We start from the raw sequence: 21,521 nt of genomic DNA, 5'->3' as shown, positions 1-21,521 counted from the left end.
TCGTCACGGGTCGCGCATCGTTCACGCGGCCGAACGGCCCGGCAGCATCCGTGTCAGGACGCCGTCGCGGCGGACGACGTGATGAAACAGCGCGGCCGCGACGTGCAGGGCCACCACGATCCACGCGATCCATTTGCCGACGACATGGTGGATTGCGTCGACCGGCGGCTCGAACGCCTCCCAGGTGATCCCCCAGCGCGTCTCGATCCAGCCGAATAGCGCCGTCTCACGGAAGTTCGGCAGCGCGAACGCTCCGAAGTCGGTGGCGGCATCGGTGCCGATATAGCCGGTCAGCGGCATCAGGATCAGCAGCACGTACAATCCCCAATGCGCGGCGTGCGCGAGCCACGCCTCGGCATGTGATGCATGCGGCTGATCGGGCTGAACGTTGACGAGCCGCCACAGCAGGCGAGGCAGGACGGACAGGCCGACGATCATGCCCAGCACCCAATGGACGTTGAGCACGGGCAAGGCGTCCGGGGAAGTGTCATCCATGAACCAGATGACATAGTACACGACGGCATAGGCCGCGATGAAGGCCGCGGCGCCGGTCCAGTGGAAGAGCTTGGCGATCGCACCGAACTCCATCGTCGTATTCTTCCATGGCATCACGAACCTCTTCCCACCGCTATGAGCTGCGATCTGCTGCTATCGCCAAAATCGGCAGCGAGCCAGCGATGGGCCGGCGGGTCAGGACGCTTCTCCCGTCAATTCAGTCTCACCTCGTCGTTATCGGATGCTGAGCTGCGGCATGTCGTCGCCGGTGACTCGAGACTGCGGCGCAAGATGACCCAGCCTTGAAGGCGTCGCCCGGCATTTGATGGTCTCGCGTTAATGCTGGTTAAGACTGCGAACAACTTCGTCCGGGCATCCCGATGGCGTCCAGGCGGCTCCGGAGACGCCTCGCGCATCGCGCTGAGCTCTTTGACCGGCCGGTGAAGCCGGTCGCCATGCCCCGCGGCAAACTGTTGATTCTGAGAACTAATCGTTCGTGCCGCCTGTTAGTTCGGCGGGTTGCGCGACACGGCGCGAAACACGATCGAGCAGTGCGCCCCGCTATGAGTTCCAGGCGACCGCGATCGGCCGAATGGATATTGCGGTGTCATGCAACCTGTCCTTAATAGGAAGCCTGTCTGACTCATGGTGTGAACTTAGCCAACCAATCACAAGAAGACGGATAGTTCAAAATGACCGTTCGCTGGTGTGCGCTCCTTCTCGGAACCTGCTTCTTCGTCCCTGCCGCCTCCGCTGCTCCCATTTCCCCCGATGTCGTTCGTGATCTCGCCGCCCGCGTCGGTCCGGTCGTCGGCCAGGCCGCGACGTGCCGCGAGATCGCCCAGGGGCGCGTCCAGACCATCATCGATCAGTTCAGCGAAGTGATCCGCCAGGGCTCTTCGAACGGCGGCGAGCGCGATGGGCTCATTCGCACCTTCAACAGCTACATCGCCGAGGGCCGCGGCCGGGTCGCGTCCTCGCAGGTGAGCTGTCAGACCGCAGAACGCCAATTGGCGGAGCTGGAGCGGTCGCTCAGCCAGCAGCAGTCGGCGGCTCCGTCGCTGTCCTTCGCGCTGGCGCCCTCGACCGCAGCCGCGTCGACGCAGCCCACGGCCAACCTGCCGCCTCCGCTTCCGCACGGCGTCAGCGACACCGAGATCCGGTTCGGCACCGTCATCCCGTTCTCCGGAGTCCGCAAGGAGTCCGCGCGCCAGATGAAGCTCGGCATCGAGACCGCCTTCAATCGCGCCAACGACGCCGGCGGGATCAACGGCCGCAAGCTGCGGCTGATCGCGGCCGACGACGGCTATGATCCCACGCGGACGCTGGGTGCGATGACGCAGCTCTACGAGAAGGACCAGGTGTTCGGCTATATCGGCAACATGGGCACCGCCAACAACGCGGTGGCGATCCCCTACGCGCTGGAGCGCCGCGCGCTGTTCTTCGCGCCCTACAGCGGCTCCGCCGTCGTCCGCCGCGATCCGCCCGACCGCTACGTCTTCAACTATCGTGCGAGCTATGCGGAAGAGACCGCGGCGATCGTGCGCTACCTGATGAAGGTCAAGCGCATCCCGGCGAAGCAGATCGCCGTATTCGCGCAGAACGACGCCTATGGCGACGACGGCGCCAACGGCGTCGCCAAGGCATTCCGCGCGCTCGGCATCACCGATCCGATCATCCGCTATGGCTTCCCGCGCGGCTCGCTCGACGTCGACGAGGCCGTCGGAAAGCTGAAGGCGCAGACCAAGCCACCGATCAAGGCCGTGATCATGATCGCGACCGACCGCGCGGCGGCGAAATTCATCGAGAAGACCCACGAGGCGGTTCCGGGGCTGATCTACGCCAACATCTCGGCGGTCGGATCGTCGTCGCTCGCCGCCGAGCTGAAGCTGCTCGGCTCGAAATATACCAACGGCGTCATCGTCACGCAGGGCGTTCCATCGGTCGCCGGCTTTTCGAGCCTGGTGCTCGACTACAAGACCGCGCTGGAAAAGTACTTCCCCGGCGAGGCGCCGGACTACACCTCGCTCGAGGGCTTCATCTCGGCGAGCATCCTGATCCAGGCGCTGAAGCAGACAACGCCGCTCGAGACCGAACGACTGGTCGACACGCTGGAGTCGATGCAGAGCATCGACCTCGGGCTCGGCAGCAAGCTCTCCTTCGGACGCGCCGAGCACCAGGCCTCGCACAAGATCTGGGGCACCGCGCTCGACGAGACCGGCACCTACCAGGCGATCGAGCTGGAATGACGGGCGGGGGCGGCACGACGCAGCCGAGCTTGTCGTCCCCCGTCAGCGCCGCAGTGCAAACGACGTCCCCCCGGCCGGCTTGCGGCCGGCCGGGCGACACGGATCCGACCTCGAGACCATGGTGAGCCGGAACTGTTCGACGGATACTTCATTGACTTGCAGGCGCAACAACCGTGAGCGACCGCAATGTCCATGCGAACACAGATTTCGGCGATGGTCTTCATGATGGTTCAGGCCGTGCTGTTCGGTGCGGGAGTTCTGACGATTCTTCTCACGCCGCTCGGCAATCACGCGATGCTCGCAATGCCGGTCATGATTGCCCTGAGCGTGGTGCTGTCAGCCATTGTCTCGTGGCAGATCGCACCGCGGCTGCGCGCGCGATATTGGCGCCGGCGTGGAATCAACCACGACCTGATCTCGGGCTGACGCCAGAGAGCAACCGGCGACCGCCCTGGCTCAGCACTTCAGCTCGCTTCTGCGTCCGGCTGTCATTTGCTTTGCGGCGCAGCATCGAAAGAGCAGGTGTCGTTCGAACCAACGCTGACCCGCACGGTTAGACAGCCTTCTCTTGGAGGATGAACCATGCGCGTTCCGACAGCAGCGACCGTCCTATTGATATCCTCTTGTCTCCTCTCCGCGGGAGCGTCCGCTCAGCAGGCCGACAGCACGGCGGGAACCGGCCAAACCCAGGCCGTTCCGGTGCAGCCGGAACGTACGCCCCAGCAGTCGGACCGGGCTCGTGAACGCGAGCGCCAGAGTGCCGAAGACACGCGGGTGAACCGCGACTGGACGGCACAGCAGCGCGACGACGACCGCATGGGCATGGATCGCATGGACATGGATCGGATGCGCCAGCACCGCATGGGCCGGATGATGGATCAGGACATGGATCATCGCACCACGGGCCGAAACGCGCGAATGCAGCGCGATGATGACGACATGGATCGTCGCGCGCGCAGCTCCGAGGGGGATCGGCCCTACCGGCGCGTCAAGATCTGCTACGAATACGAGAATGGCGACGAGCTCTGCCGCTATCGCGACTAGCCCGGCAGGGGTGGCCGCAAAGCGGCGTCGGCTCGTGTGCGCGGGCACGGCCACGCCGGCACGCCGCGGCAACGTGTATGCAACGTGACTTGGCGCCCAACGTGACTTGGCGCCAATGCCAGCCTGGTCGTCAGCTCGTGCGCCGCGCCAGCAACAGCGCGCCACCGAGGCCGCACATGACGGCGCCGGACGCCTGCCGCATCCGCATCACGAGGCTCGGCCGGCTGACGAGACGATGCCGCGCCTTGGCGGCCCAGACCGTCACGACCAGGTCGACGCTGGTGTTGAGCGCCACGGAGATCAGCCCGAGCACGACGAACTGCGCGCCGATATGCCCTGCGGGGTCGAGGAATTGCGGGATGAAGGCGAGGAAGAACGCCGCCGTCTTCGGGTTCAGCGCCTCGACGATGATGCCCTCGCGAAACGCGCGCCGGCTGCCGGTCGTCGTTACTTCGGTCGGTTCTGCGCCCCAGGCCTCACGCCAGGTCTTGATGCCGAGCCAGATGAGATAGAAAGCACCGGCGATCTTCAGTGCGGTGAACGCTTCCGCGCTCGCCATCATCAGCGCCGATAGCCCGAGTCCACCGGCGAACACGTGCACGAGGCCACCGAGCCCGAGCCCCACGCTGGACGCCAGCCCCTCGCTCTGCCCGCCGGCCAGCGTGCGCGCCACGATGTAGAAGATGCCCGGCCCTGGCGTCAGCGCGACGACCAGCGCGGCGGAAAGGAAAAAAAGGAAGGTCGGGACGTCGGGCATCGGATTTCTTTGTTGGGTGAGGGGAGATGTGTAGGGCAATCCTTCGGACGTAGCAAAGCGGACTCAGGGCGGCGTGTTTCGAGAGAAAGCTATAGCGGCCCGCCTCCGCTGTCGTCCCGGGCAAGCCGTGCCGCGCGACAGCGCGGTACGGCGCCGACCCGGGACCCAACCGCAGCAGGTTATTGTGAGAAAACGTTTTGAGCGACGAGTGCGCGCCCTCCAACCAAATCCCGTGAGTATGGAGCCCGTTTGGTGCAAGCCCGGCCGGGTTCGCCTGGACGACAGCATTGAGGAAGAACAAGTTCGCATGTCCAGCAATCAATCTACTCCTGACGGATATCTGTTGCCGGGAACGGCGGTCCGTTACGATGGTGTCGAGGATGGTGTCCCTGAATATGGCGTCGTCGTGCACTGTTGGCTGGAGGAAGAGATCGGCGGCTACGATTGTTATGTTGCGTTCTTTGGATCACGGCATCCGGTGGGGAGGCCGGCCCATAGGCCCTACATCTTGCGATACGCGTCGACATCTCTCACGGTTCTCACATGATCGCAGTAGCTACGTTGCACTCTGCCCGACGGGCACTCTTCGCATCTCCGTCATGCGCCAATTGCCCGTCGTGTTAGTTTGTCGCAGCATCGGGGCTTGCACCGTCGGGCAAATCACCTTCACATTTCCGGCCATCCCGCCTCGATGAAGAGGGACGGTTCGCGGTCGTCACGAGACGTGAGGCGGGGAGGCGGTGGCCGCAGTCTGTCGCAACGCGTGTGAGCGCGCGGACGAACGGCGGGTTGCGGGCGGTCAAGTCGCGTGGTCCTGACACCCCGATGCTGGTGTCAAGCTCGCGCCGATGCCTTCCGGCATTGCGCGAATGACGGGGGCAAACAAGCCGGTCCCCGGGGAGAGCGCGAAGCAGCCGAAAAGCCCACCGCGCAGGGAATGCCGGATGATCGGCAGCACCTGTGGTACCTGCCGCCTGCATTTTTTTCGCAGGCGGGCCATGGGTGAGGCCTTCACCCGGCATTCCCTGCGCCCTCTTCGAATGAGAGAGGGCCGAACGACCGGACGAACTCGGGTGGAGAAAGCCGCGAGATCGTGGAGGCGCGGGTTGAGTTCATGCGCATGAATCGGCGACATGGTTAGAGCGGACGTCATGGGTCCCGCGCGGTCCTCACCGTCGGCGCCGATGTCAGCCCATGCGGAATCCCTCCGTCGTCATTCCGGGGCGCGCGCAGCGCGAGCCCGGAATCCATACTCCCGAACAGTAGTTGGTGAAGAATGTCGTGCGTTCAGGCGTCTCGATCCTCGCGCAGAGTCGTGACTATGGACTCCGAGCTCGCGCTGCGCGCGCCCCGGAATGACGGAGGAGAGAGGCGGGTACTCGCTCCTCCTTCCACGTCACGGCTCAAGTTACGGCGCGGTCTGCGCCTCGATCTTGAACTGCGCCAGCGCGCTCGGCGGGTCGATGGCGATGAGCTGGGCGAGCTGCAGGGCCGGGACCTTGGCGCGCGGCGAGAGCTTCAGCGTGAAGGTCTGGTGCGGCCGCTCGACGAAGCGGCTGATGGCATCGACGGCACCGGCGACATCGACGTTGTCGGCCGCGACCTGCGCGCCGATCGCCTTGATGCTGTCGACCAGCGCCTTGCGCGCGGCGTCCCGCGTGATCGCATGACCGCGCGCATAATTGGCGACGAGCACGTCGACCGCGCCGAGATCGCGCAGGGTCAATTCCAGCCCGCTGGCCTCGATCTGCGCCGCGGCCGTCGTCGCCTGCTGCAGGTCGATGGTGAACACGTCGCGCGGCACCTGCGACAGCGACATGCTGGCCGAGGCTGCGATGAGGTTGCTGACCTCGAGCTTGAACGGTTGAAGCGCGAACGCGCCCGAGCTCTCGGTCCAGCCGAGGCCGAGATCGGCGTCGAAGGCGGCGGTGTCGATGCCGGCGACCAGCAGCGGCAGCAAGGCCGGATTGGACGCATCGAGCGGTCCGGCCATCTTGGCGACCAGGTGCGCCTGGGTCGGGATGGGACCGACGAACTGGCCCCAGTCGAGGCTGAAATTGTCGATCTGGACCGGCTTGGTGCTCGCCTTGTAGGACGTCGTCAGCGCCTTCAGCTCGATGCCGCCGATCAGCTTGAACAGCGCCAGGGCTTCGGCCGGACCGGGCTTGGCTCCCGGTACGGCGAATTTGGCGGTGTGGCGCAGCAGGCCGCCCATGTCGAAGCGCTTCACGGCGAAGCGGCCGAGCTTGACCGGTCCGTTCGGGGTCCGGCCGTCGAAGCCCTCGAACGCGACGTCGCCCTTGCCGTCGTCGAGGTCGAACCGCGTCAGCGCGACCTTGACCGGGCCGTCGGGCGTCTCGACCGCCAGGCCTTTGACCTCGACGTTCTTGAACAGGACGCCGTCATAGATGCTGGCCACCTTGTCGATGAGGTCCGGCGTCATGGCGCTCGTTCGCGGCGAGGTCGGCGTCAAGGCGGCGACCAGCGCCGGCAGTTGGATGCGCGACGGCCGCACGCCGAACTGGTCCATCGTGAGGCTGTCGATGTGCATGCGCATGCCGAGATCGGACGTGATCTCGTAGAGGCCTGCCCCGGCGACGCCGCTCAGGCGGACGACACGATCGTCGGTGGCGGACTCGGGCGCGAGCAGAGCGACGATGGCGTTGACGTCGATGTCCTTGGTCACGACGTCGAGCATGCGGCCGCGCACCGTCTCGACCTTGCCGTTCGGCGGTTGCGCCGCGGTGCTGAAGGTGACCTCCTGGATCTTGTAGTTGCCGATGCGGCCGCCCTTGATGTCGTCCACCACCAGCCCGGAATAGCCGAACTCGGTCGGCCCGACCGAGGGGCCGCCTTCCATCGTGCCGGTGACCCGCGGCACCGTGGCCGAGGTGGCGCTGATGGTAGCGAGCTGTTGGGCGAGCGCGCGGGAGGTCTCGAGCATGCCGGCGCCGGCCGGGAGCGCGGCGAACCGCGCCGGGCCGGCATAATCCTTCACCAGCAGTTGCGGCAGCTTGTAGCTCAGCCGGAGCGGCGACGGGCCGGGGATCTGGCCGGCCATGGCGATGTCGCTTATCTCGATGCTGGCGGCCGTGACATGCTCGGAATCAGGCTGGCTCAGCCCGGTCGCGGTGATGGTGCCGAGCGTGACGCTGGCCGGCGGCTGGGCGGCCGATTCGAGCTTGACGTCGGCGATGGTCAACTTGCGGCTCCAGAGGTCGAAGGCGACCTTGCCATGGGTCGCCGTGGCGCCGCTCTGCCGGATCTGGGCAAAGCTGGCCTCGACCTCGCGCTCGGCGCGGCTCTGGGCGTACCAGGGCACGCCGACGAAGCCGGCGACGGCCAGCGCGGCAGCCGTGAGAATTCCGATCAGGATACGGGTCATTTGATGTGCTCCGCCCAAGGCTTAGGCAGCAAGTGATGATGGTCTCAATGAAATCGATGGAGTAGGGATGTGCTTCTGCGAACTGGGGAATCGCTGGCCCGGGATGCCGGCGAACATGGTTTCGGATGTTGCATGAAAGCCGCCCAACGTGCATCACATGCACTTCCACCGGCCGGAAAAACCGACGTCTGACCGAGACTCAAGAGACCAAAAATCCGGGTCGGAAACGCTGGAGCACGTATGTCGTCGTCCTATTCTGAAGATCTTCGTTCCGCAGCCCTGGCCTATCACCGGCTGCCACGGCCGGGCAAGCTGGAGATCCAGGCTACCAAGCCGCTCGCCAACCAGCGCGACCTGGCGCTGGCCTATTCGCCGGGCGTTGCCGCCGCCTGCACCGAGATCGCCAACAGCCCGGCCGAGGCCGCCACGCTGACTGCGCGCGCCAACCTGGTCGCCGTCGTCTCCAACGGTACCGCCGTGCTCGGCCTCGGCAATATTGGCCCGCTGGCGTCCAAGCCGGTGATGGAGGGCAAGGCGGTCCTGTTCAAGAAATTCGCCGGCATCGACGTGTTCGACATCGAGATCGCGGCCGACACGATTGATCGGGTGGTCGAGACGGTCGCGGCACTGGAGCCGACCTTCGGCGGCATCAACCTCGAGGACATCAAGGGACCGGAGTGCTTCGAGATCGAGGCGCGGCTCAAGGAGCGCATGAAGATCCCGGTCTTCCATGACGACCAGCACGGCACCGCGATCATCGTCGGCGCCGCGATCAAGAATGCGCTGTCGCTGGCCGGCAAGCAGCTCTCCGAGGTCAAGATCGTGACGTCGGGCGCCGGCGCCGCCGCGATCGCCTGCCTCAATCTGCTGGTCTCGATGGGTGCGCAGCGCAAGAACATCTGGGTCTGCGACATCGACGGCGTCGTCCATGAGGGCCGCAACACGCTGATGGACCCGTGGAAGGCGGTCTATGCGCAGAAGACCGACAAGCGGACCTTGGCCGAGGTGATCGGCGGCGCCGACATCTTCCTTGGTCTCTCGGCCGGCGGCGTGCTAAAGCCGGAGCTGCTCAAGCAGATGGCCGAGAAGCCGCTGATCATGGCGCTGGCCAATCCCAACCCGGAGATCATGCCGGAGGAGGCGCGCGCGGCGCGGCCGGACGCGATGATCTGCACCGGGCGTTCGGACTTCCCGAACCAAGTCAACAACGTTCTCTGCTTTCCGTTCATCTTCCGCGGCGCGCTCGACGTCGGCGCCACCGCCATCAACGAGGCGATGAAGCAGGCGGCGGTCGACGCGATCGCGCAGCTTGCCCAGGACCCGCCGTCGGACGCGGTCAGCCGCGGCTTCGACACCGGCGAGACGCAGGGTTTTGGTCCGGGCTCGCTGATCCCCTCGCCATTCGATCCGCGCCTGATCCTGCGCATTGCGCCGGCGGTGGCGAAGGCGGCGATGGAGTCCGGCGTCGCGACGCGGCCGATCACCAATTTCGACGAGTACACTGCGCTGCTGGAACGTTTTGCGTTCCGCTCTGGCCTGGTCATGAAGCCGGTGTTCGCCAAGGCGAAGACGCAGCCGGTCCGCGTGATCTATGCCGAGGGCGAGGACGAGCGTGTGCTGCGCGCCACCCAGGTCGTGCTGGAGGAGAAGCTGGCGCGGCCGATCCTGGTCGGTCGTCCCAGCGTGGTCGAGGCCCGCATCAAGCGCTTCGGCCTGTCGATCAAGGCCGGGCGTGATTTCGACCTCGTCAACCCCGAGGACGATCCGCGCTACCGCTCCTATGTGCAGAGCTACATCGAGGTCGCGGGACGGCGCGGCGTGACGCCGGATGCGGCGCGCACGGTGGTGCGCACCAACGCCACCGTGATCGCGGCGCTCGCCGTCGTCAGGGGCGAGGCGGATGCGATGATCTGCGGCGTCGAAGGGCGCTACATGAGCCATCTGCGCCACGTCCGTGAGATCATCGGCTTCATGCCGGGGGTCAGCGACTACGCGGCGCTGGCGCTCACCATCACCAGCAAGGGCGCCTATTTCATCGGCGATACCCAGGTGCGGCCGGATCCCACGGCCGAAGAGCTCGCCGAGATGGCGTCGCTCGCGGCCAACCACGTCACGCGATTCAACATCAAGCCGAAGATTGCCTTCGTCTCGCATTCCGATTTCGGTGGCTACGACACCGAGTCCTCGCGCAAGATGCGGCAGGCGACGGCATTGCTGAAGCAGCATCGTCCCGACCTCGAGGCCGACGGCGAGATGCAGGGCGACACCGCGCTGTCGGCGACTGCGCGCAAGGCGATCCTGCCGCATTCGGATCTCGAAGGCTCGGCCAATGTCCTGATCATGCCGAATCTCGACGCCGCCAACGTCGCCTATCAAATGATCAAGGTGCTGGCGGATGCGGTCCCGGTGGGGCCGATCCTGATCGGCCCGGCGCGCCCGGCGCACATCCTGACGCCGTCGGTGACGGCGCGCGGCATTCTCAATATGACGGCGGTGGCCGCGGTCGAAGCCCAGGAACGGGCGGGGAGGGCGCAGCCGACGCTGTTTGCGTGACGTTGTTGGCGTGATCGAAGTGTGGCGGAATTCGTCCGGTTTCGGTCGTATTCCGCCCGCCTTTATTGTTGAAAAGCGTTCGCGACGTCACATATCCGGCCCGGTGGGCCGGCGACACATCGTTTGAAGTTGATCCGTGAGGGCGAGAATGCCGGGTTTCATTACATTCGGGCGCGTTCTGTTCGCCGTGATCTTCATCTACACGGGCGCGACCAAGCTGTTCGGCATTCCCGCCACCGCCGATCTCATCGCCGCCAAGGTCACGATTCCCACGATGCTCGCGCCCTATGCGGCGCAGCTCGAGGCCGCTGCCAGGATGCCGATGCCGCAGATCCTGGCGATCGCGGCCGGCGCGTTCGAGGTGCTCGCCGGCGTGATGATCGCGCTCAACTTTCTCGGGCGTTTCTTCGCGGCTCTGATGATCGTGTTCGTCGGCGCGACCATCTTCTACTTCCATGACTTCTGGAACCAGGCCCCGCCCGACAACGCCAAGACCCTGATCGACGCGCTGAAGAACCTGTCGATCATCGGCGCGCTGTTCATGATCTTCGGCTACGGCAAGGGCCCGAAGGCACCGGAGCAGAGCGCGTATGGAGACATCTAGAGGGGAGCCTCAAGCGGTGCGTTTCCAGGCGGTCACGCTGACGTCGTGGGCGGGATCGAGCATCAGCTGATTGGCGGGCGTGTAGCCGTGGGCCGTCAGCACCTGCTGCGGCGAACGGTCGGGACCGATGCCGGGAAAGCACGGCACGCCGCCGGGCAGGGAGACGTGGGGCGCGAGCGACAGGAAGAAGGTCTCGTAGCGGTCCATGAACATCTCGAACACGACGGGGCCGCCGATCACCGCCACCGTGCCAGAGCTGACGCCCGCGGCTTCACAGGCGGCTTCGAACGAGGCACCCGCCGGATTCCAAAGGGTGGAGAGCGGCTTTTCCGGATCCGGCGCCAGCCCCGCGACCTTGCCGGTCACGACGATGCGCCGGCGCTTCGGCGAATTCGGCTGGTCCTCATAGGAGTTGCGGCCGTGGACGATCAGATCGGCGCCATCGAGGGCCTGGGAAAAGAATGCGGCGTCGCCGGGAAATTTCAGGGCGGGCGGCATCGCATTGCTCGCGTCGGCCAACATCCCGTCGGCCGACACGATCACGTAACCTTCGAGACGAAGCTTGGTCACTGACGAAAGGAATCCTGTCTCATTCGGACACTGTCGTCACAACGCTCGAGACCGGCCGTTGGCTCACCGTCGGCAGCTTCGCGACCTTGCTGAGCTGCTCGTCATACTGCGGCAGCGACTGCACCGGCGCCTTGGCGCGCATCGCGACCACCTTGTAGCCGCCGGCCTTCAGGCGGCGCAGCAGCTCGGGCAGGGCCTCGGCGGTGTGCTTGTGGAAGTCGTGCATCAGGATGATGCCCTTGCCGAGCTTGTCGAGCTTCTTGAAGGTGACGTCGATCACCGCCTGCGCATTGCGCGCCTTGAAGTCGAACGAGTCGAGATCGCAGGAGAAGATGCCGATGTTGCGGGTGCCGAGATAGGTCACGATCTCCGGCGGATGCTGCAATGCCGGGAAGCGGAAGAACGGCGCCGGCGAATTGCCGCCGAGCGCCCATTTCACGGCGCTGATGCCGAGCTCGATCTCTTCCTTGCGTTGATCCTCGGTCAGCTTCTTGTTCGTCAGCGCCGCGTGCGACCAGGTGTGCGTGCCGACCGTGTGGCCGGCATTGTAAACCTGCTTCAGGATCTCCGGATAATAGGTCGCATGCTTGCCGATGATGAAGAAGATGCCGGTGGTGCACTGGTCGGCGAGCGCCTTGAGCACGCTGGGCGTGTTCTCCGGCCATGGGCCGTCGTCGAACGTCAGGACCACTTCATGATCCTTGAGGAAGTCGAGGTCCTTGAAGTGCTCGAAGCCGAATCCCGGACCGCCTGTCGTGTCGATCTCGACGGTGCGGCCGACGCCGAGCGCCTCGGGGTTCATGCAGGGTGCGCGCGGCGGCTGCGTCTGGGCGGCCACGGCGGGAACAGGGGCCGGTGCGGGAGCAGCAGCAGCCGGGGTCGGCGCCGCCGCCGTGCGCTGTGCCTGCGACCAGGCCGCGCCAGACGTCAACAGCGAAGCCGCCAAAGAACTCGCGAACACCAATCCTGCTGCAATCCGCATCGTGTTTCCTCGGGGTTGTTGCAACGGGAGCGCCAGCGTCGAGAGTCGCTCCGTTATCCGGTTGGGGATACTAGCCCAGCTGCCGGATGGGCGCCAAAAGGAAACGTGGCAAAAACACGGGGGAAGTTGCCGGCTTCCGCCGCATTCCTGCCGAGTGTTGCTCAGCCGTCCGCCAGCAGCCGGGCGACCGCGGTCTTGACCCGCGTATCCGTCGGCTCGACCGAGGAGGCGAAAACGTCGGCGATGTAGCCGTCACGGCCGATCAGATATTTGTGAAAGTTCCAGCGCGGCGTCTCCTTGGGCCGCGCCTCGGCGGCCCAGCGGTAGAATGGGTGGGCGTTGGAACCGGTGACCACCGCTTTTGCGGTCATCGGGAAGGTGACGCCATATTCCTTGTTGGCCAGCTCGGCGATGTCGCCCGCGATCCCGGGCTCCTGGTTGAAGTCGTTGGAGGGGACCGCGATGATCGCCAGCCCACGCTCATGGAACTCGCCCCACAGCTTCTGCAGGCCGGTGTATTGCGGGGTATAGCCGCACTGGGAGGCCGTGTTGACCACCAGCACCGGCTTGCCCGCGAAATCGGCGAGCCGGATCGGCTCACCGGCCAGCGCGGGGAAGGAGAAGCGATAGGCGGTCATCTTGCTCACCGCATTGTCGGCATGAGCGGCCTGCGACGTGAGCGTCGCGCCCGACAACGAGGCGCCGATGCCGAGAACAACCATCCTGCGATCGATCATTGTGAATCTCCCTGAGCAGAGCCAGCCCCGTCAGCATGAATGTGCCCGCGCTCGACCGGCCGCTGCTTGAACGGCCGCGACGTGGCGCTGGATCAGACTGCGTTCCGGCACGGGATACCCCTGCCGTGGGGCGGAAAGAGGGACGTCGTCGGTCGTCAGCGCAGCGAAAGGATGAACTCCGTGCCCTCGCCGGTTTCGCCCTGGTTGATGCCTTGATCGGAGACGATCAGCGAACTTCCGGTCGACAGGGCTTCGCCGAGCCACGCCATGACGTCGGCGGGAATGGTGATGCGATCGAGCGCCTCGGCTGCGCTGCTCAGCGGAACGACCTGTTTCAGCTCGGCATCGGCGCCCGCGGACCTCTTACCGCGCCGGGCCGCCTTGGCCGCGACATCGGTCGCCGCGGCGCTCCGCGCCGAGGAGGGCAGCGAGACGACCGACCAGCGCATCGTCGCCGGATCGGCCTTGTCAGCCGTCGCGGTGAACACGTGGGTGCCGAGCGGCTTGTCGCCCGGTGCGATGGTGACGGGGGTGTTGAACACCGGAGCGAAGTTCTGCCGCACGTACAGCTTCGAATCCTTGCGGCTGATGAAGATCGCGATCTGGCTGTTGCGCTTCAATTCGGGCTTGGGCGCAATCGGCTTGTCCGGTGCGGCAACACGCGACTGATCCTTGGCGAGATCGTTGGGGTCGACTGGCTTCGCCGGTGCCTCTGCCGCCACTGGAGGCGGCGACGCAGGCTGGTCCGCGATCGGGGCGTCGGCAGGCTTGGACTCTGCCGACTTGGACTCAGCAGGCTTGAGTTCGGTTGAACCGGTGGCTTCGGCATTCGCCGACGCCTCAGCCGGCTTCTCGATAGCCGGAGCGGCCACCTGCGCAGCAGTCGTGGGCTGACCCGCCGGAGCGACGTCGCTGGGGGCAGACTTGGCCTCGTCCTGCTGCTCGATCCTGGCCGCGGCCGGAGCGCCTGGCTTGGCCTCTGCTTCGGCGGTCGCGTGCTCAATCATGGTCTCGGCGACACTGGGCTTCAGATCGGCAGCATCGCTCCGAACCTCCGCCGCGGGTGAACGCGGTGGTTCGGCGCTTGGCGAAGCGTCCGAGATCTTCGGTGGTAGCCCATTGGCGTTGGTGGCATCGGCGGTCCGCACCTGGCCCGACGCGGTTGGCGATCCTTCGCCGGAGCGCGGATTCTCGGCATGACCGATCGTGGCGCGCAGATCCGTCGTCGCGACTGTAATCGCGGTGGTGATGGCGGTGCCCTTGTCCGACTTGATCGCTGCGGGCGCAGTCGCATCGGGTTGCACCGATGCGCTCGGCTGCGGCGCCTTTAGTGCAGCGAGCATCGGATGCGAGAAACTCGCAGGAGCCACCTCGCTCGGCGTGACCAGGACCCGGGATCCCATCCGCGTCCAGCCATAGATGCGGGTTGCAAAGCTTGCCGGCATGCGGATGCAGCCATGCGACGCCGGGTAGCCCGGCAGCACGCCCGCGTGGAGCGCGACGCCGGACCAGGTGATGCGCTGCATGAACGGCATCGGGGCGCCGCTGTAGATGTTGGAGCGATGGTATCTCTGCTTCTGAATGACGCTGAACACGCCCATCGGCGTGGAATGCCCCTTCATGCCGGTCGAGACGGGTGCTTCCGCGAACAGGCCGTTTGCGTCGTAGACCTTCAGCTGCTGCTTGTTGATCGACACCGCGATCGTGAGCGGCGCTTGCGGCTTGGCAGCCTCCTTCTCGGTCTTGGTCAGCATCTCAAGGTGGCGCGCCTTGGGCTTGCGCGGAGCGGCCGGGCGTACGGTCGGAGCAATGGCGATGGGCTGCGCGTCGTTCCAGTAGTAATAAGACGCTGCGCCAGCCTGTGAGGTCACTGCTATGGCAAGCGGGACTGAAACGATTGCTGCACAATAGAACCGCCCCCTGGCGGCTGCACGAACGCAGAGCATTCCGGCAAATCCTCAAGAACCATCTGGTCTTTAGTGTCGCAGACGGAGTCTGCGTTCACCAGCTTGGGCTTCTGCCCTGCGTGATTTCGTTCCAATCGTAGCAGAAAAGCCTCACATCCCGTTAAACGGGTAGTGGAAGGTCAGGGGCTGGAGCGCCTTCCTTGCAGGCATTTGTGTCCCTACATGGGCGGTATGCCGAGCATCGGCGGTATAACGGAGACCGACATGTCGTTCAGAGCCACCAAACGGTTTGATCTGTGGCTGAAAACCCTCGTTTGCCTACTGCTTATCGGATTGTCCTCGCCTGTGATCTCAGCATACGCCGCAGACGAGCCGGATCTGATCTTCCGTCGGTCGACCGTGTTCAAACTGCTCAGCCCGAATGACAAGCTCGCGACCTATGGCGTTGATGATCCAGAGGTAGAGGGCGTCGCCTGCCACTTCACGGTGCCGCAGAAGGGCGGCTATGCCGGTTGGCTGGGCCTGGCCGAGGAGGTCTCCGACATCTCGCTCGCATGCCGGCAGATCGGCCCGATCAGGTTCAAACGCAAGCTCGAACAGGCCGACGACATGTTCCGGCAGCGACGGTCGCTGTTCTTCAAGAAGATGCAGATCGTTCGCGGCTGCGACGCCAAGCGCAACGTGCTCGTCTACATGGTTTACTCAGACAAGCTGATCGAGGGATCGCCGAAGAACTCGACCTCCTCTGTTCCGGTCATGCCTTGGGGCAAAGCCGACGACGGCGTCGTCCAGAAGTGCGGCGATTTCATTCAATAAGGGACCTGCCACGAGACGATCGGCTGCCGAAAGCCTTGCCGGGCAACTTGTGCTTGGCAGGATCGTGGCAGCCGATCAGCCGCACCAGGCTCTGTGGCGTCGAGCCGGCGTAGCTCTCGGTTCGCTGCTGCGCCATCGGTGCAGCCAGGGAGCTGCGGCGTGATACCTTCGGTTTGGGTGTGTGCGAGCGCTTGTCCATGGTGACCCTGAGGGAGCAACGTCGTCTCCCAACGCGCCGCGCGCTGCTGGGTTGCCGTGGTGAGCTGGGAGGTTCTCCCTGCCGGCCACAGTTAACGTAAGGTCGTTAAGAAGCTCGCCATCGGCAGAATTGACGGCTGCCCCGGAGGGCGCTGGCTCGCCCAAGGCAAGTGAAACATTCTTCTGCTTGGGGTTTTAGATCACTCTCGTTTTGATTGTATTTTGTGTCGTCGGGTCGGTCGCGATGAAACGAAGCGGCGGGGCCATGAAACCATTTTGGGCCTGTGCCGCAGGCCGCTTGAAACGTGAAGCGGATATGAAACCGATGCTGGCGTCAGCGACATGCGAATCGTGTCGTCCGGGCCCGCGTGGATGACATGACGAAAAACAAATACCAGCGGTCCACCATGCGTTTTCGACTGGGTGCTGCAACGCTTGCCGTGCTGTCGTGCCTCTTCTGGTCCTCCGTCGAGGCGCGGATAACGACCCGATTGTCCGATCTGCGCAGCGAGTTCGTACGGCAATGTGCGCCTCATATGCTTGACCGGTGGGCGCATCCTGAAGCTGTCTGCTCCTGCCTGCATGATCATGCGGCCGCGATGGTGGAGGATGCCGACTTGCGAGAGGCGCTGCTGCGCGGCATCAGTGAGACCGGCGTGCCGACCATCGAGACCGATTGGGTGCCCGCGCCGAAGCAGGCCGAGATCGGTCCTACGTTCACCAAGATCGCGAAGCCTGCCCTGCAGTGCATGTTCGATCCGGCCAACTGATCAGCCGCCGGACCTGACGTCGATCGGCGTCCATCGTCCGGCGGTGCTGGTTGTCAGTCCAGGCCATACTGCGACATCAATGACTGCACCTCCGGCCGGCGCATGATGCGCGAGATCCGCGTGCTGATGGCGTCGTCGTCGCTGTGCCTCGACGATCTCGCACGCGGCTTGGGAGCAGGGCGGGCCGCTGACGCATCGGCACTCGTCGGCTGATGCCGCGCAAGTGCAGTCTTTTCGGCGGATGGCAAGGTCGCCGCTTTCGTCCGCGTCGTCTGCGTGGGCGCCGTGGCCGTCAGACCGGGCTGGGTCGGCGCGGCAGCAGGAGCGACTGCGGGGACGACGGCCGGTGAAGCTGCGGCCGTGGCGGGCGGCGTCGCGGCCGGTGCCACAGGGCGTGTTTCAGTGGTGGCCGCCACGGGCGGAGTTGCGAGCACTGGATTCGACGCTTTGGCTGTTTCGGCAGCGGGCGCGGCGGCCGTGAGTGAGTTGGTACGCGATTGCAACAAAGCCCCCTCAGGTGCCGGGACGGGCACGGCCAATGCGGTGAGCGTCGATGCTGGCGCCGAGATCGGCGTCGGCGGCTCGATTACCGGAAGCGGGGCTGCGATGGAAGCACCGCCCGAGGCGGCGGACTCGCTGACGATCCTTTCACTGCTGTCCGGCGCCGGCTGCTTGATGTCGCCGGGGACGTTGAGAGCTTGGGTTTGCGCGTGGGCCAGCATCTGACGCGCGGTCATCGGTGTCTCCGCTGAAGCCGACATCGGCAGCAGGACGGCGGTCGCGAGCGCCAGCTGGAGTGTCCGTGCGTGCGATGTGAACTTGATCATGGCTGGCTCCTTGCGGTGTGCGATCTGCATTGGGGTCCGTTCAGGCCGCGGCGCTGGCCGTCGCCCGGTCGTGGGCGACGACGACACGCTGGCCGCGCATCTTGGCGATCACCTCGTCGCGCGGGCCGCATGCCAGCGTCTTGCCGAAGGCCATCACCATGATGCGGTCAACATGCGCCAGAAGCTGCGGACGGTGCGTGACGACGATCACGGTTCGGCCGGCGGCCTTCGCCTGGGCCATGGCCTGCGCCAGCGCCCGCTCGCCGTCCTCGTCGAGGTTCGAGTTCGGCTCGTCGAGGATCAAGAGCCGCGGATCGCCGTATAGCGCGCGGGCCAGGCCGACGCGCTGGCGCATGCCGCCGGACAACGCCACGCCGCCTTCGCCGATCGGCGTGTCGTAGCCGTTGGGCAGGCGCAGGATGACCTCATGCGCGCCGGCGGCCTTGGCGGCAGCGACGACGGCGGCCTCATCCACCTTCGCGAGCCGGGCGATGTTGTCGGCGACGGTGCCTGAGAACAGTTCGATGTCCTGTGGCAGGTAGCCGATATGCTTGCCAAGCCGGTTTGGGTCCCACTGGCTGTAGGCGGCACCGTCGATACGGATCACGCCTTCGCGCAGCGGCCAGACCCCGGCCATGGCGCGCGCCATGCTCGACTTGCCGCTGGCGGAGGCGCCGACGATCGCGAGGCTCTCGCCGGCCTTGAGCGAAAAGCTGACGCCCTTGACCGAGGGGCGGCCAGCCGCCGGCGGCCACACCACGGCGTTCTCGACGTCGATCTCGCCGCGCGGCGTCGGCAGCGCCGTCGGTGCAGCCGTGACCGGCAAGGCCTGGAACAGCTCCTCCAGCCTGCGATAGGCGGAGCGGAATGCGATGATGCGCTTCCACTGGCCAACGACCTGCTCGACCGGGGCCAGGGCGCGGCCCATGATGATGGAGGTCGCCATCATCGCGCCGGGCGAGATCTGCTGCTCGATCGCGAGCCAGGCGCCGATGCACAGCAGCGAGGTCTGCACCGCCATGCGCGCGAACTTGGTGACGGAATGCATCGCCGCGCCACGCTCGACGAGGGTGCTGTGGGCTTCGACCATCGCTGACTGACGGCAACTCCAGCGGTCCATGACGATGTCGCCCATGCCGAGGCCGCGCACGACCTCGCCGTTTCGCAGCGCCGCCGCGACGAAACGCGAGGCCTCGTTGGCCAGCGCGTTGGTGCGCTCGACGCTGGCGCGCGTGTAGAATTCGGTGAGCAGCGCCAGCGAGAACAGCACGATCGCGCCGAGCAGCGAGAGGATGCCGAGATAGGCATGCTGCAGAAAGCACAGCGCGACGAACACCGGCGTCCACGGCAGATCGCAGGCGATGGCGGCGGTGCCGCTGGAGATGCAGTCGCGGATGGTCTCGGCGTCACGGATGATCTGCTGGCCGAAGCGATGCCGCGGCGACAGCTCCGCCTTCATCATCGTCTCGAACAGCGGGTGGCGCAGCGTGCCTTCGAACTGCACGCCGGCCCGGGCCAGAACGCCGGAACGGGCGAATTCGAGGACGCCATACAGCACCAGGAAAACACCGACGATGAGCGTCAGCATGACCAGCGTGCCGAGATTGCGGCTGGTGAGGACGCGGTCGTAGACCTGCATGGAATAGAGGGGTGAGGCGAGCATGCTCGCATTGATGAAGAGGCTGAGCACGAAGGTCGCGGTGAGCGCGGGAAAGCAGGCGCGGAGCGCGGTTCCCAGCGGGCTTCGGGTGGTGCTCGTCATGTCGGATCCCCTTGCGATGGTGCTGGAGAACTTCGCCTGGGGCGCCCGTCGTCGACCGTGATTGACCTCACATAGCTCGAGGCTGATCTGCCAGCGCTTGAGTTGGCCGGTTGCAGCCGCTACCGGATGGATCAGCCGTGCTCAGATTTCGCAGCTTGCCTGAATCACAGTGACCTCATGCCTGCCGTAACGTCCCAGAACATCCGGCTCGTGTCGGGCCTCGTCCTGTTTGCGTTCGCCGCGACGCATTTTCTCAACCATGCGGTGGGTCTGTTCAGCCTCGAGGCGATGGACGAGGTGCAGGAATGGCGGCTGGTCGTCACCCGATCGTGGCCGGGGATGATCGTGCTGGCGGCGGCATTGCTCGCGCATGCCGTGCTTGCTTTCGTCAAGACGGTTCAGCGCGGCACGTGGCGGCTGTCCTCCTGGGAGTTTGTTCAGATCGCCACGGGATTTGCGATCCCGCTGCTGTTGCTGCCGCACGTCATCGAGACCCACATCGCTCATGCGCTGTTCGGCCTTCAGGATGGCTACCTCTATGCGCTGGCGTTGATGTGGCCCAAGGCAGCCTGGATTCAGACCGCTCTGCTGCTGCTAGTCTGGATCCACGGCTGCGTCGGCCTGCATCACTGGCTGAAATTCCGGAGCTGGTACCGCCTCGTCCAGCCGCTGCTGTTTGTCCTCGCCGTCGCGGTGCCGATGGCGGCGCTGATGGGTTTCGTGGTGTCCGGGCGCGCCGTCGCCGCGTTGCTCGGCAATCCCGGCATGGCCGAGCAGATGCGCCAGGTCACCCATTGGCCGAGCGAACTCGACGGGAGGTGGATCGCCTTGCTGCAAATTTCGGCGCAGATCGCGATCGTCGCGCTGCTCGTTGCAGGCGTGACGATCATCGTGTTCCGTCACGTCGCGTCGCTCGCGGCGCCGAAGATCGTCATTGCGTTCACGGGCGGCGCGACGGTGCGGGCCGCGGTCGGTCCGACGCTGCTGGAGATCATCGGCAGCAACGAGCTCTCGCAGCGGTCCGACTGCTGCGGCCGTGCCCGCTGCGGTCTTTGCAGCGTCCGGATTGATGAAGGTGCGGAGACGCTGGCACCGCCCGGCCACGCGGAGCGCGTCATGCTTGCCGACTTGGCGGCTCCGGCGAATGTGCGGTTGGCCTGCCAGATTCGTCCGGCGGCGCCGCTGACGATCACGCGTCTCCTCGGCGGCGATCAAGCGGAGAGGGCGCCGCTCGTCGACCACCTTCCCGCCGAGCGCCGTGCGGTATGCCTGGTCCACGTCCGCGTCCGTCCGGTTGCCACCATTGCGCGCGACCGGCTGCCCTCCGACCTCGGGTTCATGATGAACGAGATCTTCGGCGCCATTGGCAGGGCGATCGAAGCCCATTCCGGGCGCATCGATCGCTTCCTCGGCAATGGCGTGCTCGCCGTCTTCGGTGAGGAGCAGGGGGCAGAACAAGGCTGCCGCGATGCGCTGCAGGCGATCGGCGCCATGGACGTGGTCATGGACCGTGTCAACGAAAAGATCGCTGCCGAGATCGGCCGGGTCGTCGAGCTCGCGATTGGTGCTCACGTTGGCGACATCGTCGTCGGGCAACTGACCCTTGGACGCACATCGCAGGTGGCTGTGCTCGGGCTCGGGACGGAGTGGCCGGCGCGTCTGGCTGAATTGGCGGAGACCAGAGGTTGGCAGCTCGCGATGTCCGGGGGCGTAGCGACAGCTGCCGGCCTTGCTGATCTGGATGGAGCGATACGTGAGAGGCTTGCCGATCCGGAGCAGGGCAGCGAGCTGGACGCCATCGGCGTGCGGCGTGCCCGCGACCTTGCTGTCGTCGCGGGCGCGCCACCGGTGCCGTCGGCCTAGGG

17 protein-coding genes are annotated in these 21,521 nt (G+C 65.6%); 8 read left to right on the top strand and 9 right to left on the bottom strand.

Annotated elements, in window-relative coordinates; genetic code table 11:
* Nucleotides 1-21: 21 nt before the first annotated feature.
* Nucleotides 22-609, bottom strand: coding sequence for a cytochrome b (locus QX132_RS01480; protein WP_315798815.1), 588 nt, complete (start codon nucleotides 607-609; stop codon nucleotides 22-24).
* Nucleotides 610-1,187: 578 nt separating this feature from the next.
* On the opposite strand from QX132_RS01480, the gene QX132_RS01475 reads away from it, so the two are divergent.
* The 3 genes from QX132_RS01475 (at nucleotide 1,188) to QX132_RS01465 (ending at nucleotide 3,788) form a co-directional block, all read left to right on the top strand.
* On the top strand, nucleotides 1,188-2,744 hold the full coding sequence (locus QX132_RS01475; protein ID WP_316159906.1) for an ABC transporter substrate-binding protein: 1,557 nt from the start codon (nucleotides 1,188-1,190) through the stop codon (nucleotides 2,742-2,744).
* A 186-nt stretch (nucleotides 2,745-2,930) separates the two neighbouring features.
* On the top strand, nucleotides 2,931-3,170 hold the full coding sequence (locus tag QX132_RS01470) for a hypothetical protein (RefSeq protein WP_316159905.1): 240 nt from the start codon (nucleotides 2,931-2,933) through the stop codon (nucleotides 3,168-3,170).
* A gap of 348 nt (nucleotides 3,171-3,518) precedes the next feature.
* Nucleotides 3,519-3,788 (top strand): hypothetical protein, encoded by a 270-nt coding sequence (locus QX132_RS01465; protein ID WP_316159904.1) that lies wholly within the window; start codon nucleotides 3,519-3,521, stop codon nucleotides 3,786-3,788.
* A 130-nt stretch (nucleotides 3,789-3,918) separates the two neighbouring features.
* Here QX132_RS01465 and QX132_RS01460 read toward each other — a convergent pair whose 3' ends face one another.
* Together QX132_RS01460 and QX132_RS01455 are read right to left on the bottom strand one after the other, a co-directional pair.
* Complete coding sequence (locus QX132_RS01460; protein WP_316159903.1) at nucleotides 3,919-4,545, bottom strand: LysE family translocator; 627 nt, start codon at nucleotides 4,543-4,545, stop codon at nucleotides 3,919-3,921.
* A gap of 1,408 nt (nucleotides 4,546-5,953) precedes the next feature.
* Complete coding sequence (locus tag QX132_RS01455) at nucleotides 5,954-7,930, bottom strand: hypothetical protein (RefSeq protein ID WP_316159902.1); 1,977 nt, start codon at nucleotides 7,928-7,930, stop codon at nucleotides 5,954-5,956.
* 240 nt (nucleotides 7,931-8,170) lie between these two features.
* Between QX132_RS01455 and QX132_RS01450 the strand changes: the two genes are divergently transcribed.
* Nucleotides 8,171-10,483: an NADP-dependent malic enzyme gene (locus QX132_RS01450; protein ID WP_315741109.1), complete on the top strand. Its 2,313-nt coding sequence runs from the start codon at nucleotides 8,171-8,173 to the stop codon at nucleotides 10,481-10,483.
* Nucleotides 10,484-10,631: 148 nt separating this feature from the next.
* Nucleotides 10,632-11,087 (top strand): DoxX family protein, encoded by a 456-nt coding sequence (locus QX132_RS01445; RefSeq protein ID WP_315774570.1) that lies wholly within the window; start codon nucleotides 10,632-10,634, stop codon nucleotides 11,085-11,087.
* A gap of 9 nt (nucleotides 11,088-11,096) precedes the next feature.
* Here QX132_RS01445 and QX132_RS01440 read toward each other — a convergent pair whose 3' ends face one another.
* The 4 genes from QX132_RS01440 to QX132_RS01425 all read right to left on the bottom strand — a co-directional run bounded on the left by QX132_RS01440 (nucleotide 11,097) and on the right by QX132_RS01425 (nucleotide 15,322).
* The gene (locus QX132_RS01440) at nucleotides 11,097-11,657 is read right to left on the bottom strand and encodes a dihydrofolate reductase (RefSeq protein ID WP_315774571.1); all 561 of its coding nucleotides are present in this window, start codon (nucleotides 11,655-11,657) and stop codon (nucleotides 11,097-11,099) included.
* 19 nt (nucleotides 11,658-11,676) lie between these two features.
* The gene (locus QX132_RS01435; protein ID WP_315798822.1) at nucleotides 11,677-12,639 is read right to left on the bottom strand and encodes a polysaccharide deacetylase family protein; all 963 of its coding nucleotides are present in this window, start codon (nucleotides 12,637-12,639) and stop codon (nucleotides 11,677-11,679) included.
* A 161-nt stretch (nucleotides 12,640-12,800) separates the two neighbouring features.
* Nucleotides 12,801-13,376, bottom strand: a complete 576-nt coding sequence (locus QX132_RS01430) for a glutathione peroxidase (RefSeq protein ID WP_316159901.1) — start codon at nucleotides 13,374-13,376, stop codon at nucleotides 12,801-12,803.
* A gap of 155 nt (nucleotides 13,377-13,531) precedes the next feature.
* The gene (locus QX132_RS01425; RefSeq protein ID WP_316159900.1) at nucleotides 13,532-15,322 is read right to left on the bottom strand and encodes a L,D-transpeptidase; all 1,791 of its coding nucleotides are present in this window, start codon (nucleotides 15,320-15,322) and stop codon (nucleotides 13,532-13,534) included.
* A 225-nt stretch (nucleotides 15,323-15,547) separates the two neighbouring features.
* Between QX132_RS01425 and QX132_RS01420 the strand changes: the two genes are divergently transcribed.
* A complete protein-coding gene (locus QX132_RS01420; protein WP_315780505.1) occupies nucleotides 15,548-16,099 on the top strand; it encodes a CreA family protein in 552 nt (183 codons plus the stop codon).
* A 605-nt stretch (nucleotides 16,100-16,704) separates the two neighbouring features.
* Nucleotides 16,705-17,067 carry a hypothetical protein gene (locus tag QX132_RS01415; protein WP_315772260.1) on the top strand — a complete coding sequence of 121 codons (363 nt, stop codon included), beginning with the start codon at nucleotides 16,705-16,707 and terminating at the stop codon, nucleotides 17,065-17,067.
* A 53-nt stretch (nucleotides 17,068-17,120) separates the two neighbouring features.
* On the opposite strand, the gene QX132_RS01410 is transcribed toward QX132_RS01415, so the two are convergent.
* Nucleotides 17,121-17,894 carry a hypothetical protein gene (locus QX132_RS01410; protein WP_315772249.1) on the bottom strand — a complete coding sequence of 258 codons (774 nt, stop codon included), beginning with the start codon at nucleotides 17,892-17,894 and terminating at the stop codon, nucleotides 17,121-17,123.
* Between the two features lie 40 nt (nucleotides 17,895-17,934).
* Entirely contained in the window at nucleotides 17,935-19,656 is a 1,722-nt protein-coding gene (locus QX132_RS01405) for a type I secretion system permease/ATPase (protein WP_315772247.1), read from the bottom strand.
* Nucleotides 19,657-19,833: 177 nt separating this feature from the next.
* Here QX132_RS01405 and QX132_RS01400 point away from each other — a divergent pair, with 177 nt between their 5' ends.
* The gene (locus QX132_RS01400; protein ID WP_316159899.1) at nucleotides 19,834-21,519 is read left to right on the top strand and encodes an adenylate/guanylate cyclase domain-containing protein; all 1,686 of its coding nucleotides are present in this window, start codon (nucleotides 19,834-19,836) and stop codon (nucleotides 21,517-21,519) included.
* Nucleotides 21,520-21,521 lie beyond the last annotated feature (2 nt).

Source organism: Bradyrhizobium sp. SZCCHNRI20481 (assembly GCF_032485055.1).
Lineage (GTDB): Bacteria > Pseudomonadota > Alphaproteobacteria > Rhizobiales > Xanthobacteraceae > Bradyrhizobium.
This window is presented reverse-complemented; position numbering and strand designations above follow the sequence as displayed.